Annotated in this window: 15 protein-coding genes; 10 read left to right on the forward strand and 5 right to left on the reverse strand. The window is 67.8% G+C overall.

Translation table 11 applies throughout. From position 1 onward, the window contains the following. Positions 1-393 precede the first annotated feature (393 nt). The 5 genes from OG804_RS17005 to OG804_RS17025 all read left to right on the forward strand — a co-directional run bounded on the left by OG804_RS17005 (position 394) and on the right by OG804_RS17025 (position 5,336). Positions 394-2,109, forward strand: coding sequence for a DEAD/DEAH box helicase (locus OG804_RS17005; protein ID WP_328398463.1), 1,716 nt, complete (start codon positions 394-396; stop codon positions 2,107-2,109). Between the two features lie 124 nt (positions 2,110-2,233). Beyond that, on the forward strand, positions 2,234-3,520 hold the full coding sequence (locus tag OG804_RS17010; protein WP_328387672.1) for an Rv3212 family protein: 1,287 nt from the start codon (positions 2,234-2,236) through the stop codon (positions 3,518-3,520). A 38-nt stretch (positions 3,521-3,558) separates the two neighbouring features. Then, positions 3,559-4,065 (forward strand): nitroreductase/quinone reductase family protein, encoded by a 507-nt coding sequence (locus OG804_RS17015; protein WP_328387674.1) that lies wholly within the window; start codon positions 3,559-3,561, stop codon positions 4,063-4,065. Between the two features lie 85 nt (positions 4,066-4,150). Then, positions 4,151-4,753 carry an acid phosphatase gene (locus OG804_RS17020; RefSeq protein WP_328387675.1) on the forward strand — a complete coding sequence of 201 codons (603 nt, stop codon included), beginning with the start codon at positions 4,151-4,153 and terminating at the stop codon, positions 4,751-4,753. 76 nt (positions 4,754-4,829) lie between these two features. Further along, complete coding sequence (locus OG804_RS17025) at positions 4,830-5,336, forward strand: GNAT family N-acetyltransferase (RefSeq protein WP_328387677.1); 507 nt, start codon at positions 4,830-4,832, stop codon at positions 5,334-5,336. A 13-nt stretch (positions 5,337-5,349) separates the two neighbouring features. On the opposite strand, the gene OG804_RS17030 is transcribed toward OG804_RS17025, so the two are convergent. Further along, positions 5,350-5,769, reverse strand: a complete 420-nt coding sequence (locus OG804_RS17030) for a hypothetical protein (RefSeq protein ID WP_328387679.1) — start codon at positions 5,767-5,769, stop codon at positions 5,350-5,352. Between the two features lie 623 nt (positions 5,770-6,392). Between OG804_RS17030 and OG804_RS17035 the strand changes: the two genes are divergently transcribed. Then, positions 6,393-7,340, forward strand: a complete 948-nt coding sequence (locus OG804_RS17035) for a diacylglycerol/lipid kinase family protein (protein ID WP_328387681.1) — start codon at positions 6,393-6,395, stop codon at positions 7,338-7,340. A gap of 251 nt (positions 7,341-7,591) precedes the next feature. Continuing rightward, the gene (locus OG804_RS17040; RefSeq protein WP_327149979.1) at positions 7,592-7,846 is read left to right on the forward strand and encodes a WhiB family transcriptional regulator; all 255 of its coding nucleotides are present in this window, start codon (positions 7,592-7,594) and stop codon (positions 7,844-7,846) included. A gap of 213 nt (positions 7,847-8,059) precedes the next feature. Here the strand turns inward: OG804_RS17040 and OG804_RS17045 are convergent, their stop codons facing one another. Beyond that, positions 8,060-9,574 (reverse strand): sensor histidine kinase, encoded by a 1,515-nt coding sequence (locus OG804_RS17045; protein ID WP_328387683.1) that lies wholly within the window; start codon positions 9,572-9,574, stop codon positions 8,060-8,062. A 259-nt stretch (positions 9,575-9,833) separates the two neighbouring features. Beyond that, positions 9,834-10,049, reverse strand: a complete 216-nt coding sequence (locus OG804_RS17050; protein ID WP_328387685.1) for a biotin/lipoyl-binding carrier protein — start codon at positions 10,047-10,049, stop codon at positions 9,834-9,836. Positions 10,050-10,197: 148 nt separating this feature from the next. Here OG804_RS17050 and OG804_RS32365 point away from each other — a divergent pair, with 148 nt between their 5' ends. Next, positions 10,198-10,272 (forward strand): 50S ribosomal protein bL37, encoded by a 75-nt coding sequence (locus OG804_RS32365; protein WP_022597109.1) that lies wholly within the window; start codon positions 10,198-10,200, stop codon positions 10,270-10,272. Positions 10,273-10,361: 89 nt separating this feature from the next. Here the strand turns inward: OG804_RS32365 and rsrA are convergent, their stop codons facing one another. Continuing rightward, the gene (gene rsrA, locus OG804_RS17055) at positions 10,362-10,637 is read right to left on the reverse strand and encodes a mycothiol system anti-sigma-R factor (RefSeq protein WP_442941884.1); all 276 of its coding nucleotides are present in this window, start codon (positions 10,635-10,637) and stop codon (positions 10,362-10,364) included. A 20-nt stretch (positions 10,638-10,657) separates the two neighbouring features. Continuing rightward, positions 10,658-11,488 (reverse strand): sigma-70 family RNA polymerase sigma factor, encoded by an 831-nt coding sequence (locus OG804_RS17060; RefSeq protein WP_442941552.1) that lies wholly within the window; start codon positions 11,486-11,488, stop codon positions 10,658-10,660. Between the two features lie 137 nt (positions 11,489-11,625). On the opposite strand from OG804_RS17060, the gene OG804_RS17065 reads away from it, so the two are divergent. After that, on the forward strand, positions 11,626-12,117 hold the full coding sequence (locus tag OG804_RS17065) for an aminoacyl-tRNA deacylase (RefSeq protein ID WP_328387688.1): 492 nt from the start codon (positions 11,626-11,628) through the stop codon (positions 12,115-12,117). A gap of 147 nt (positions 12,118-12,264) precedes the next feature. Continuing rightward, positions 12,265-12,567, forward strand: a complete 303-nt coding sequence (locus tag OG804_RS17070) for a hypothetical protein (protein ID WP_328387690.1) — start codon at positions 12,265-12,267, stop codon at positions 12,565-12,567. Positions 12,568-12,609 lie beyond the last annotated feature (42 nt).

The raw sequence follows: 12,609 nt of genomic DNA on the forward strand, positions 1-12,609 counted from the left end.
CCAGCGGATTTGCTCCAGCGCCTTTCGGAGCGCGGAACAATAGCACGCTACAATCGCGACGGACAACGGAAGAATTCAGCCGATCCATGAGAACCGGCAGCGCCGAAAGTCGCGCACCGCGGGTGTCCGTGCGGTGGTCAGAGAATTCTCCGGGGTCCACGGAAAATGTGCGCGCACCAGATCCGCGTCACCGATGCGCTGCGCCGATGTCCGAGCTTCGCTGCCCCATTCGCGGGCATCTGCCGACATCCGGCGGCGGCCCGGGTGAATATCGCAGGGCGGATCCGTGGTCGTCGCGGACCGGCCGGTCCGCCCCACGCCTCGTGCGCGTGTAGCGCGATAACGAGGGAAGGCACGAACCTGAGCAAGATCACAGTTGAACCGGAACCGGGTCTGGCGGAAACGCTGCTGACAGCTGAGCTGGACTCCGCACACACCGCACCGACTTTCACCGAATTGGGCGTGCGCGACGAAATCGTCCGCGCACTCGGTGGGATGGGCATCGAACGCACTTTCGCAATCCAGGAACTCACGCTGCCCCTGGCGCTGGCCGGTGAGGATCTCATCGGCCAGGCCCGGACCGGAATGGGTAAGACCTTCGGCTTCGGAGTTCCCCTGCTCCATCGGATCGCCACCGCCGAATCCGGCACCACGCCACTGGACGGCACTCCTCGGGCCCTGATCATCGTGCCGACGCGCGAACTGTGCATCCAGGTGACCAAGGACCTGGAGAACGCGGCGAAATACCTCACCAACGAGAAGGGTCCGCTGCAGGTCACCTCCATCTACGGTGGCCGGCCTTACGAATCGCAGATCGCGGCCCTGCGCCGGGGCGTCGATGTCGTGGTCGGGACTCCCGGCCGCCTGCTGGACCTGGCCGATCAGCAGCATCTGATCCTCGGCAAAGTGGGCGTCCTGGTGTTGGACGAGGCCGACGAAATGCTCGATCTGGGCTTCCTGCCCGATATCGAGCGAATTCTCGGGATGGTGCCCGACAAACGGCAGACGATGCTGTTCTCGGCGACCATGCCGGGCCCGATCATCACCCTGGCCCGCACTTTCCTCACCCGCCCCACTCATATCCGCGCCGAGGAACCGCACGATTCGGCGGTGCACGATCGCACCGCGCAATTCGTCTACCGGGCGCATGCGCTGGACAAGAGCGAATTGATCTCGCGAGTACTGCAGGCCGAGGGCCGTGGCGCCACCATGGTCTTCACCCGCACCAAACGCACCGCGCAGAAGGTCGCCGACGAACTGGCCGAGCGCGGATTCGCGGTCGGCGCGGTACACGGTGATCTCGGGCAGATCGCCCGCGAAAAAGCCCTCACGAAATTCCGGAAGGGCGCCATCGATGTCCTGGTCGCGACCGATGTCGCTGCCCGCGGTATCGATATCGACGATGTGACCCATGTCGTCAACTACCAGTGCCCGGAGGACGAGAAGACCTACGTGCACCGGATCGGCCGCACTGGTCGCGCCGGACGCACCGGTGTCGCGGTCACCCTGATCGACTGGGACGAACTGACCCGCTGGGCGTCCATCAACGCCGCGCTCGGTCTGGGGATCCCCGATCCCGTGGAGACCTATTCGCGCTCGCCGCATCTGTACTCCGATCTCGGCATCCCGGAGGGCATCACCGGCACCGTGGGGGCACACAAACCCCCGCGCGATTCGGACGCGGTGGTGGTGGAGCGCCCCGAGCGGTCCCCCCGCAACCGCAACCGCAAACGCACCCGCGGCGGTAGACCTGTCGAAGCGGGTACGAGCGCGCCCGAGGCCGACACAGCGGCCGGCGAAGGTCCCGACACCGGCGACGAGGCCGGCCAGGCACCCGCGCGCCGGCGGCGACGGCGGCGGCGTGGGGCCGATACCGGGCCCGGCGGCCGGGACGACAGCGGTTCGGCCGCGACCGACAGCCAGGAATCCGGAGCGGCCGAGTCCGCCGACAGCGGCAGCGGAGACAAACCGGCACGCCGGCGACGGCGTCGCAAACCCGCCGAATCCGAGACGAGCGGCGGCGACCAGGCGTCGCAGTCCGACGGAGCCGACGGTTCCGGAGCGTCCGTGAACGCGGGCGCCGGCGAAAGCGCGTCGACTCAGGCCTGAGCGAGGACCCCGAGCGCCGGTGGTGTCGGACACCATCGGCGCTCGGTCGTATCCGGGCGAACCCGGCGGCCGGGGTCCCGAGCACCATCGGGATGCGGCCGCCCCATCCGTTACGCTCGCCTACGTGCTCGCACCTGAGCGGCGAACGCGCGCCGACGTCATCACCGCAGCCGCGATCGCCGTTGTCGTAGTGGTCGCGCTGATCGTGGCGTGGGCGACCAGCGATTCGACCGATACCGAATCGGTCGTCGCCGAAACACCGGCCCGGTCGCTACAGCCCGCCGGCGAACTTCCCGGCCGGCTGCGCGAAATGTGGCGCGCGCCCGATACCGCGACGACCCGAGCCCTCACCTCCGAGGGCGTGGCGGTCACCGGGACGGGCGGAAGCGTCGTCGGGCACGATCCACGCACCGGCGAGCAGGTGTGGCGCTATACCCGCGATATCCCGCTGTGCGGGGTCGAGTCGCAGTTCGGGATGGTGGTCGCGGTGTACCGCAACGATCGCGGCTGCAGCGAGACGACGATGATCTCCGGCGCCGACGGGCGGCGCCGGACCGCGCGCAGCAGCTATATGGACGATCGGGTGCGACTGTCGGTGGACGGCACCTATGTGGTCGCCCAGGGCCCCGACCGCCTCGAGGTCTGGCGTTCGGATCTGGTGCGCACCCTCGAATACGGCTATGTGGACGCCCGGGAGAACTGGAAGACCCAGCCTCGTCAAGGATGCACACTCCTATCGGCTGCCTCGAGTCCGTCCCGGCTGGCGGTCCTGGAACAGTGCCCGAACGAGCCGGCCGATCGGATCTCCGTCCTGGCCCCCGCCCCGAAGGACGACAATGTTCCCGAGGAGTACGGTTCCCACCTGCTGGAGGGCGCGGGCGCCGATTCCGCCGCGGCTCGGGTGATCGCCGTATCGGACAATCGGATCGCGGTCTACCAGCCGGGATCCAGCGGCCCCGATCCCGCGGCTCCGCGCCTGACGATCCTCGACGCCAAGGGCAATCCCGTGGTGGTGCAAGAACTCTCGGCACCGCTGGACGAGACCACCACAACCACCCGCATCGGGTCGGCCTTCCTGGTTTTCACCGGCAACAGCGTCATCGCGCTGCACGCCAATACATTCGAACCGCTGTGGACGGCCCCGGACGCGCTCGGCGCACCGGTGCCGATGGCCGGGAAACTCCTGATGCCGGTTCCCGGCGCGGTCGCGGCCCTCGACGCGGCCACCGGAGCCGAGGTGACCCGCATCCCGGTGGCGCGGCCCGATTACGGCGGCGGCCCGATCTCGCTCGGCGTGCTCGGCAATACCGTACTCGAACATCGTGACGGCCAACTCGTGGCCCTGGCCGACCCGGACGCCACCGATTCGCCGCGGTCCGACTCGGAGCGGCCCGCAAAACCCTTGCGGTGAAACGGTTTCTGTCGGTGCCCTTCGGCAGAATGCCCGCCATGACCGAAGCAGCCCAGCCCCTCGACGCAACCACCGCGGACACCTACACCCGCTACGACGATCCCGCCGCACCGTGGAACCAGTACAGCGAACAGGGTCCGGCCACCTGGAACACCGAAGTGATCCGCGAGTTCCGGGCCAACGGAGGTCAGGTCGGCGGCTCCTACGCCGGGGCGACCCTGCTCCTGCTCACCACCACCGGCGCCCGCACCGGTAAGCGGCACGTGGTACCGCTGGGCGCGCTGTACCGCGGCGAAACCCTGTACATCAGTTCGTTCGCCGAGGATGCCTATCCCGCCTGGTACCACAATGTCCGGGCCGATCCGGCGGTCATCGTGGAAAAGGGTGACCACGTGTACCACGGCACGGCCCGTGTGCTCACCGGCGCGGAGTACGACGAGTTCGCCGCCTGGGCACTGGAGAACAACCCGCTGCTCGCCGAATTCCAGTCCACCACCGACCGTCCCGTTCCGCTGGTGATACTCACGCTGGCCACCACACACTGATCCGTCGCGGCGATCACCGCACCGGCGACGGGACGTCGGTGTACCGCGCCCGGGGCCGTCGTCGCAGCCGGGCATGATGGACCGTATGCCCCGCTCCGACGATGCCCGTGTGGTGTTGGTCCGCCATGGCGAGACCGACTGGTCGGTGCGACACCGGCACACCGGCCGCACCGACATACCGCTCACCGATGCCGGTGCCCGACAGGCGGAAGCGGCCGGTCGCATACTGTCCGGCCTGTCCCTGCGCGATCCGCTGGTCTACGTCAGCCCGCGGCTGCGCGCCCGGCGCACCGCCGAGCTGGCGGGCCTCACCGAGCCGACGATCGAGCCCGACCTGGCCGAATGGGATTACGGCGAATACGAGGGCCGCACCACTGCGGAGATCCGGACCGAAGATCCCGGATGGACGGTCTGGACCGCGGCGACACCCGGTGGCGAATCCGCCGACGAAATCGCCGCCCGCGCCGACCGAGTGCTGAGCCGGGCCACGGCCGCCCTCGGCACGCGCGATGTGATCCTGGTCGGGCACGGTCACTTCTCCCGCGCCCTCATCGCCCGCTGGCTCGGGTTCGAGGTCCGGGAGGGTCGGCGATTCGCACTCACCACGGCGGGAATCAGCGTCCTGGGCTACGAACACGACGACCCCACACTGTGGGCGCACAACCTCGGGCCGGGCCGCCCGGGCTGACCTGCCGGCCGGATCGCGCCGCACCGGAACCCCCCGATCCGAACACCACCGCACCAACAGGCAAGGAGTTCGCGCCATGACATCCGCCCCGGCCATCCGCCGCGCCACCCCCGCCGACGTGCCCGCACTGGTCGACCTGGTCTACGACCTGGCGGAGTACGAGAAAGCCCGCCACGAATGCACACTCACCGCCGAACAACTGCGCACCGCGCTGTTCGGCCCCACCCCCGCCCTGTTCGCCCACGTGGCGGTCATGGACGGCGAAGTGCGCGGATGCGCCATCTGGTTCCTGAACTTCTCCACCTGGGACGGCGTGCACGGGATCTACCTCGAAGACCTGTACGTCACCCCCACGGCCCGCGGCACCGGGCTCGGCCGGGCACTGCTGGCGGCACTCGCACAGGAAGCTCACATGCACGGCTACAGCAGGGTCAGCTGGTCGGTGCTGACCTGGAACACGCCGTCCATCGGCTTCTACGAATCACTCGGCGCCCAGGTACAGGACGACTGGGTCGGCTACCGCCTCACCGGCGAAGCCCTCACCACACTGGCCGCCACCGCGGAACCCGCCACGCACGAATGAGCCGACGGCGCGATCACTGCTCGCCCGTGACGCCGTACTCCTGGGCGGCCCAGCGTGAGGTCGGCGGCGCGAACAGCAGACCCAGCGCACCCAACGCCACCACCCCGAGCGCGGTCCCGAGCAACGGCCGACCCGACCCGAACAGCAGCGACCACACCACCGGTAACAGCAGCAACTGCGTGATCACCGCGATCGCGCGCCCCCAGCGCTGCCCGAACAGCAACCCGATCCCGGAAGCCAGCACCGCGCCACCGAGGATCCCGAACCACATGGCCGTCCCGTAACCGCTGACCTCGTCCTCCCGATGCCCCAGCAGCGCCCGCACGATCAGCACCACCGCGACGGTCACCGCGACCGCACCCTCCAGCGTCACCAATCCCCCCGCCCCGCGAACGGTACCGGGCACACCACCGACATCTTTTCGCTCGACCACCCGGCCAGCTTAAAGTGCTGTGTCTATTGCCCCGCCTTCGGCGGGGCGGGGTCGGGGCCCTCGTCAACCCCGGTTCTTCACTCCTGCGCTCAGTCGCTTGCGCTCCTTCGCTTCGTCGCTCCATAACCGGGCGGGCCCCGACCACGGAATGGTGACCATTCGGCAAAACCATTCACAGCCCCGATCAAAATCCGACCGAACCCGCTCCTCACTCCTGCCGGTCGATCACCACGCTCCGCTCCAAGACCGGGCGGGCCCGACCGTGTCGGATTGCGCCGCCCGCGCCGCCGCGGGTCCGCGCCTGGTGACCCCGGTTACGGGACGGTGACCCTTCGGCAGAAAACGTTCGAGCCCTGGTCTGCGTCCGGCGACCCCGATCCTGGCTCCTGCCGGTCCGCCGCTCCAGAACCGGGTGACCCCCGACCCTGCGTGCCGGCCTCCGGGTCCAATTGTTCAGTGGCCGGGACGAACCGGCGGGTCGCGGGTCGGGCCTTCGGCGTGCGAGCGGCGGGGCGAGGCCCGGGGCAACAGCGCTTCGACCGGCTCGCCGACGGCGGGCAGCCGGGCGAAGCACCGTACCGTCGGGAGCGGCGTCGATGCACGCAGTCCATTAAGGTGCGTAGGTGCGGACGTTGTTGATCGTCAATCCGAATGCGACCTCTACCACGGCGGCCACCCGTGATCTGCTCGCGCACGCGCTCGAGAGCCGGACCCAGCTGACTGTCGCGCACACCCAGCATCGCGGTCACGCCGCGGAACTGGCTCAGTGGGCCGCGACCAACGAGATGGATCTGATCGTCGTCCACGGCGGGGACGGGACGGTCAACGAGACGATCAACGGGTTCGTTCCGCTGCCGCAGGTCGACGACGGGCAGGTGTGGCGCCCGCGGCTCGGCATCATCCCCGGTGGTTCGGCGAATGTGTTCGCGCGCTCGCTGGGTATCCGGCCCGACCCCGTCGCGGCCACCAATCAGTTGATCGATTTGCTCAAAACCGGCGACTCGGACCGCCGGATCGGACTGGGCATCACCGACGACCGTTGGTTCTGTTTCAGTGCCGGGGTCGGTCTGGACGCCGATGTGTGCGCCGCCATCGACGCCGCCCGAGCCAAGGGTCGCGCGGCCACGCCAGCTCGGTATGTGCGCACCACCGTCCGCCAGTTCTTCCGGACCAAACGCGCGTTGCCCGATCTCACCGTGCACGTCCCCGGACGAGAGCCCGTTTCCGGCGTTCATTACGCGTTCGTCACCAATACGAGTCCGTGGACTTATCTCGACACCACTCCGGTATGCACCAATCCGGGAACCAGGTTCGAAACCGGACTCGGCGTGTTCGCCGTGCGAACGATGGCATTACTGCCTACACTGCGCCTGGCGACGCAACTGTTGTCGCCGAACTCAGAACCGAAGTCACGGAAATTGTTCCGTGACGACGATGTCCCGTCGGTACGCATCACCAGCGCCGATCCCATCGGACTGCAAATCGACGGCGACTTCATCGGAGAACGTGACGTGGTGGATTTCACCGCTGTGCCGAACGTCCTCGACGTAGTCGCTCCATCGCCGGTTTGAACTGACGCATTCGGGAAATACATCTCGTTGTGCTGCAGAAACCGGCGTAGGCGAGTACAAAGGACTGCGGCAGGTCCCGATGCGGGACGTCAGTGCGTGAGCTTCCCCACGGTGCATCGGATACCTATTGACATCTACGGTGTTCGTGAAAGCATTCACAAGCAACCGTGCGGAAACATTCAGTTCGCACAAGTGAACGACCCACCAACCGAACGGCGCCCTGTGCGGCGCCTTACAAAGGAGCAGAAGGAATGGACTGGCGCCATAAGGCCATCTGTCGCGATGAGGACCCTGAACTGTTTTTCCCGGTGGGCAACAGTGGTCCTGCGCTCGCGCAGATTGCCGATGCCAAGCTGGTCTGCGCTCGCTGCCCTGTTACCGCCGAATGCCTGTCCTGGGCTCTGGGATCCGGGCAGGACGCCGGCGTATGGGGCGGAATGAGCGAAGACGAACGGCGCGCCCTCAAGCGGCGCAATGCGCGCACCCGCACTCGCACGACTGTCTAGCAGCGCGGGGAAGCGACTACCGGACCCAGCCCGGTCCGGGGAGTCGCGAGTGCCCGGCACCAGTTATCTGGTGCCGGGCTGAATTTTTCCCACCGGCCCTGGGTGGAGTGCCGGAGAATTTGCCGGAACACTGCCCAGAGTATTACTGCGGTGTTTTCGACCACAGGCGTCCGGCGGTATGCATAATTGATACCGGCGAGTTTCCGTCAGGTATCAGCGTGCCGAGCGACGCCCCAGCGGGACACGCAGTACCGCGTCGGTGCCGATATCGGCGCCCGGATGCAGCCCGATCGACCCGCCCAGTTCCGCCGTCACCAGCGTGCGCACGATCTGCAGCCCGAGACTGTCCGAGGACTGCAGGCTGAACCCCTCCGGAAGTCCGCGACCGTCATCGCTGATGATCACATCCAACCAGCGCGCCGAACGCTCGGCCCGGATGGTGACCGTGCCGTTCTGGCCGCCGTCGAAGGCGTGCTCGATGGCGTTCTGCACCAGTTCGGTCAGCACCATCACCAGCGGCGTTGCCCGTTCCGCCGAGAAGACGCCCAGAGATCCCGAGCGCCGCACCGTGATTCGAGCGGTGTGCACGGTGGCGACATCGGCCATGATCGGCAGCAACCGGTCCACCACCTCGTCCAGATCGACCTCCTCGTCGACCGACATGGACAACATCTCGTGCACCGACGCGATCGAGGTGACCCGGCGCACCGATTCGGTGAGCGCCACCCGCGCCTCCTCGTTCTCGGTACGGCGCGCCTGTAGCCGCAGCAGCGCGGCCACGGTCTGCAAATTGTTCTTCACCCGGTGATGGATCTCACGGATGGTGGCGTCTTTGCTGAGCAACGCCCGGTCCCGTCGTTTGACCTCGGTGACATCGCGGACCAGCACCGCCGCCCCGGCCAGTTCCCCGTGCGGGCGTAACACCAACGTGCGCAACAGGACTGTGGCGCCGCGCGCCTCCACCTCCATCCGGCGTCCGGTCCGGCCGGCCAGCGCGGCCTGGATATCGCCGACCACCTCCTGCGCGTCGAACGGATCGGTGATCAGCGACCGGGTGGTAGTGGCCAGGTCCTGACCCGCCAGATCGGCCTGCAAACCCATGCGGTGATACGCCGACAGCGCGTTCGGGCTGGCATAGGTGACCGTGCCCGCGGTGTCGAGCCGGATGAAGCCGTCCCCGGCGCGCGGGCTGGAATGGGTCGCGGCACGGTCCTCGGTGGTCGGGAACGTCCCGTCGGCCATCATCTGGCACAGATCGTCGGCGCAGGCGACGTAGGCGATCTCCAGGCCGCTGCGCACCCGCGACCGCTGATGGTCGGTATCGCGGCTGAGCACGGCGATCACATCGTCACCGCAGCGCACCGGAATCGCTTCGCGGACAGCGTGAACCGGGTGCGGATGGTAGACGCCCTGCGCCTCGCCCTCGGTATCGGTGCGCACGATCTCACCGCTGGTCAACGCGTCGAACACCTGTGCATGCTGCGAATGCCGGGCGACCCTGCCGACCAGATCCTCCAGGTGCACAGTGGGAGCCGTGGTGGGCCGGCACTGCGCGACACAGACGATATCGGCGCCATCGTGGATCGGCCCGGCGCCCACCCACAGCAGCAGATCCGAGAACGACAGATCGGCGAGCAGCTGCCAGTCACCGACCACCCGCTGCAGATGATCCACCGCCAACCCGGGTAGGTCGGTGTGTTCGGCCAGCAGATCGCTCAGTGTCGACATGCATCGAGCTAAGCACAGTCCGGGCCCCGCCCCCGCCCACAGGATCCGTCGGGCAACCCGCCTGGGACCCAGGTCACAAGCAGGTTGTTCGCCGGCGAGCCCACCCCGCTCCGTCCCGGCCGAGCCCGCTTCCTCGCCTGTGCGGCAGGCTCATATCCCCATCCACCGGCCGGCTCATGCCCTACCGCCGCCCGTGGGTTCACATCCTCGATCGTCGCCGGCGAATCGACATCGCCACCCCCACCGGCGGACCTCGAGGCTACTGAACAACCGCGATCAGATCCCCCTGTTGGAGTACCTGGCCGGGCGTGACGGCAATGGCGGAGACCTCACCGCCGATCTCGGTGATGACCGGGATCTCCATCTTCATCGATTCGAGCAGGACCAGGGTTTGGTCGATCGTGACCTGTTGCCCTACCTCGACCTCGACGGTGAGCACTGTGGAGACCATTTCCGCCCGCACTTCTTCCGCCATGACATCCCGTTCGCTCGTTCCTTCGGGTACCGGTGCCCGGAGCCCGCTGTACCGCCGTCGGTACAGCCAACCACACGTGAAACAATGACCGGGATCAACATGTACTCTCCCCGCAGTCGCGGGAATTGTCCCCAGGAGGGAGCTACCGATGGGTAAGCGTGGCCGCAAGAAGCGCAGCCGTAAGGGAAACGCCGCCAATCACGGCAAACGTCCCAACGCCTGAGCCGACGGGCTGAGGCCCGGCACAGACCACGAGCGGCCTGTACTTCGTATCGAAGTACAGGCCGCTCGCTGTGTTGGAGGCCGACCGGATCAGGCGCGGCCCGGATCGGCGGACACGTCGTCGGTGTGAATGGTCACCGACCGACGGATCTCCACTGTCAGCCGTTCGCGCAGCGCGTCGGGGGCTCGGTCGCCGCCGCATTTGCGGCTGAGCATGCTCTTGATCTTCTCTTCGATGCCGTAGGCCTCGATGCACGGCGCACAGTGGTCCATATGGTGCCGCAGCCGCTCCCGGGTGCGGTCGTCGCACTCACCGTCGAGCATGAGCCAGACGTCGGCCAGTACCGCCGTGCAGTCGAGCTCCATATCGGGATCGCGCTCGGTGCTCACTGCTTGACCTCCTGGCGCAGCCCCGCGGTGGTATCGGCCCCGGACCCGGTGCGGTCGAAGCCTCGTTCGCGCGCCACATCGGCGAGCAAACCCTTCAATTGTTTCCGGCCGCGGTGCAGCCGGGACATCACCGTACCGATAGGTGTGCCCATGATGTCGGCGATTTCCTTGTACGGGAATCCCTCCACATCGGCGTAGTACACCGCCATCCGGAACTCCTCGGGCAGCTGCACGAGCGCGGCTTTGATGTCGTCGTCCGGGAGCGCGTCGAGAGCTTCGACCTCGGCGGAGCGCAGTCCGGTGGAACTGTGTTCCGCGGTCGCGGCGAGCTGCCAGTCGGTGATCTCGTCGGTCGGGTACTGCGCGGGCTGGCGCTGTTTCTTCCGATACGAGTTGATGTAGGTGTTGGTGAGGATCCGGTACAGCCAGGCCCGCAGGTTGGTGCCTTTTTTGAAGGATTTGAAACCTGAGTAGGCCTTGACGTAGGTCTCCTGGACCAGGTCTTCGGCGTCGGCCGGGTTACGCGTCATCCGCAGCGCGGCGCCGTACAGCTGGTCCAGCATGGGCAGGGCGTCCCGCTCGAACCGCCGGGCCAGTTCGGCGTCGGTCTCCGGCTGTTCGGCAGGCCGCTCGTCGGCGCCGGTTTCGGTCGCCACGTCGTCCTCGCTCGTCACACGTGTCCCTTCGATCGGCTTACCAGCCAAATCTACCGGGAGTGCGAAGTCGGAGAAGAACCGCGTGCGCGCCGGAGCCGGATGGTGGTGGACCGGGCGTGGTTCGACAAGAACGGGCACCGTCACTCCTTCACTCTTACGGCGGGTCCGCATCCGGCGGAGGGAACTGTTTCCGCCCGATGCGCTGTATCTGCCGCGTACAACTCACTCCGGTCTCGAAGTGTTCCCCGACCGTGGGAAGGGCGCCGGACCGCCGTGATCCGCGTCGCCGTGCCGGTAGGGTCTCGGCCATGGCAGCAGGCGCCACACCGGCGATCCGGGCCCTGGTCGCGGCCGGGTCGAGGCACACTGTGCACAGCTACGATCACGACCCTCGGGCGGGCACTTACGGCGGTGAGGCGGTCGACGTGCTGGTCGCCCGGCTCGGCGTCGAGCCGCGGCAGATCTTCAAGACCCTGGTGCTGGAGCTGTCCACCGGCGCCCTCGCGGTCGCGGTGCTGCCGGTTCCCGATACCTTGTCGCTGAAGGCCGCGGCGGCCGCGCTGGGCGCGCCCAAGGCGGTCATGGCCGACCGGATCCGGGCCGAACGGGGCACCGGCTATGTGCTCGGCGGCATCTCCCCGCTGGGCCAGCGCACACGGCATCCGACCGTTGTCGACGAGTCGGCGCTGGGCTGGGACCGGGTGCTGTGCAGCGCTGGGCGGCGGGGCCTCGAGATCGAGGTCGCGCCCGCTGAACTGATCCGGTTGACCGCCGCCGTCACCGCTGCAGTCACCGCCTGACGCCGACGCCCGACCACCTGCACCGAGCACCGGGCGCACTTCGAATCGGGGCGGTTTCCGCGCGCCGGTCGGTAATTCCCCAGGTCAGACCCTTTCGTATGAGTTACTTGGTACGACCGATCGTCCGACCCGAGGATGTGATGCGATATGTCCCCGCGCAAGCCTGTGCGCACTGTGTTCTTCGCTGTATCCGCGGCCGTTGCCTTGACCGTCGGCCCGGCGGCGCTGTCGGCGCCGACGGCCCTGGCGGCACCGGGTGAGTTCCCGCTCGACGGCCGAGGCGGTAGCGAGAACAAACCGGAGAGCAGCAGCCCGGACAACGATCCGGGCAAGCGCGCCGAGAACGCCGGCGGCGGGCTGGCCGCCGAGGTCATCGATCTCGGCGCCGATATGCTCAAATGCGGTCTGAGTATCGCTACTCCGACGATCAAATGCCCGCTGGGTACCTGACGTGCCGAGCCCGCCCGAGGCGGTTCACCGTCTCGGGCGCTG

This window comes from Nocardia sp. NBC_00416, assembly GCF_036032445.1.
In the GTDB taxonomy this organism is placed as follows: domain Bacteria; phylum Actinomycetota; class Actinomycetes; order Mycobacteriales; family Mycobacteriaceae; genus Nocardia.

Coding starts and splice junctions, on each gene's coding strand:
- OG804_RS17025 (WP_328387677.1), top strand. CDS start 4,830: ATGACATCCGCCCCGGCCATCCGCCGCGCCACCCCCGCCGACGTGCCC.
- OG804_RS17040 (WP_327149979.1), top strand. CDS start 7,592: ATGGACTGGCGCCATAAGGCCATCTGTCGCGATGAGGACCCTGAACTG.
- OG804_RS17050 (WP_328387685.1), bottom strand. CDS start 10,049: ATGGCGGAAGAAGTGCGGGCGGAAATGGTCTCCACAGTGCTCACCGTC.
- OG804_RS17045 (WP_328387683.1), bottom strand. CDS start 9,574: ATGTCGACACTGAGCGATCTGCTGGCCGAACACACCGACCTACCCGGG.
- rsrA (WP_442941884.1), bottom strand. CDS start 10,637: ATGGAGCTCGACTGCACGGCGGTACTGGCCGACGTCTGGCTCATGCTC.
- OG804_RS17070 (WP_328387690.1), top strand. CDS start 12,265: ATGTCCCCGCGCAAGCCTGTGCGCACTGTGTTCTTCGCTGTATCCGCG.
- OG804_RS17020 (WP_328387675.1), top strand. CDS start 4,151: ATGCCCCGCTCCGACGATGCCCGTGTGGTGTTGGTCCGCCATGGCGAG.
- OG804_RS17065 (WP_328387688.1), top strand. CDS start 11,626: ATGGCAGCAGGCGCCACACCGGCGATCCGGGCCCTGGTCGCGGCCGGG.
- OG804_RS17015 (WP_328387674.1), top strand. CDS start 3,559: ATGACCGAAGCAGCCCAGCCCCTCGACGCAACCACCGCGGACACCTAC.
- OG804_RS17060 (WP_442941552.1), bottom strand. CDS start 11,488: ATGCGGACCCGCCGTAAGAGTGAAGGAGTGACGGTGCCCGTTCTTGTC.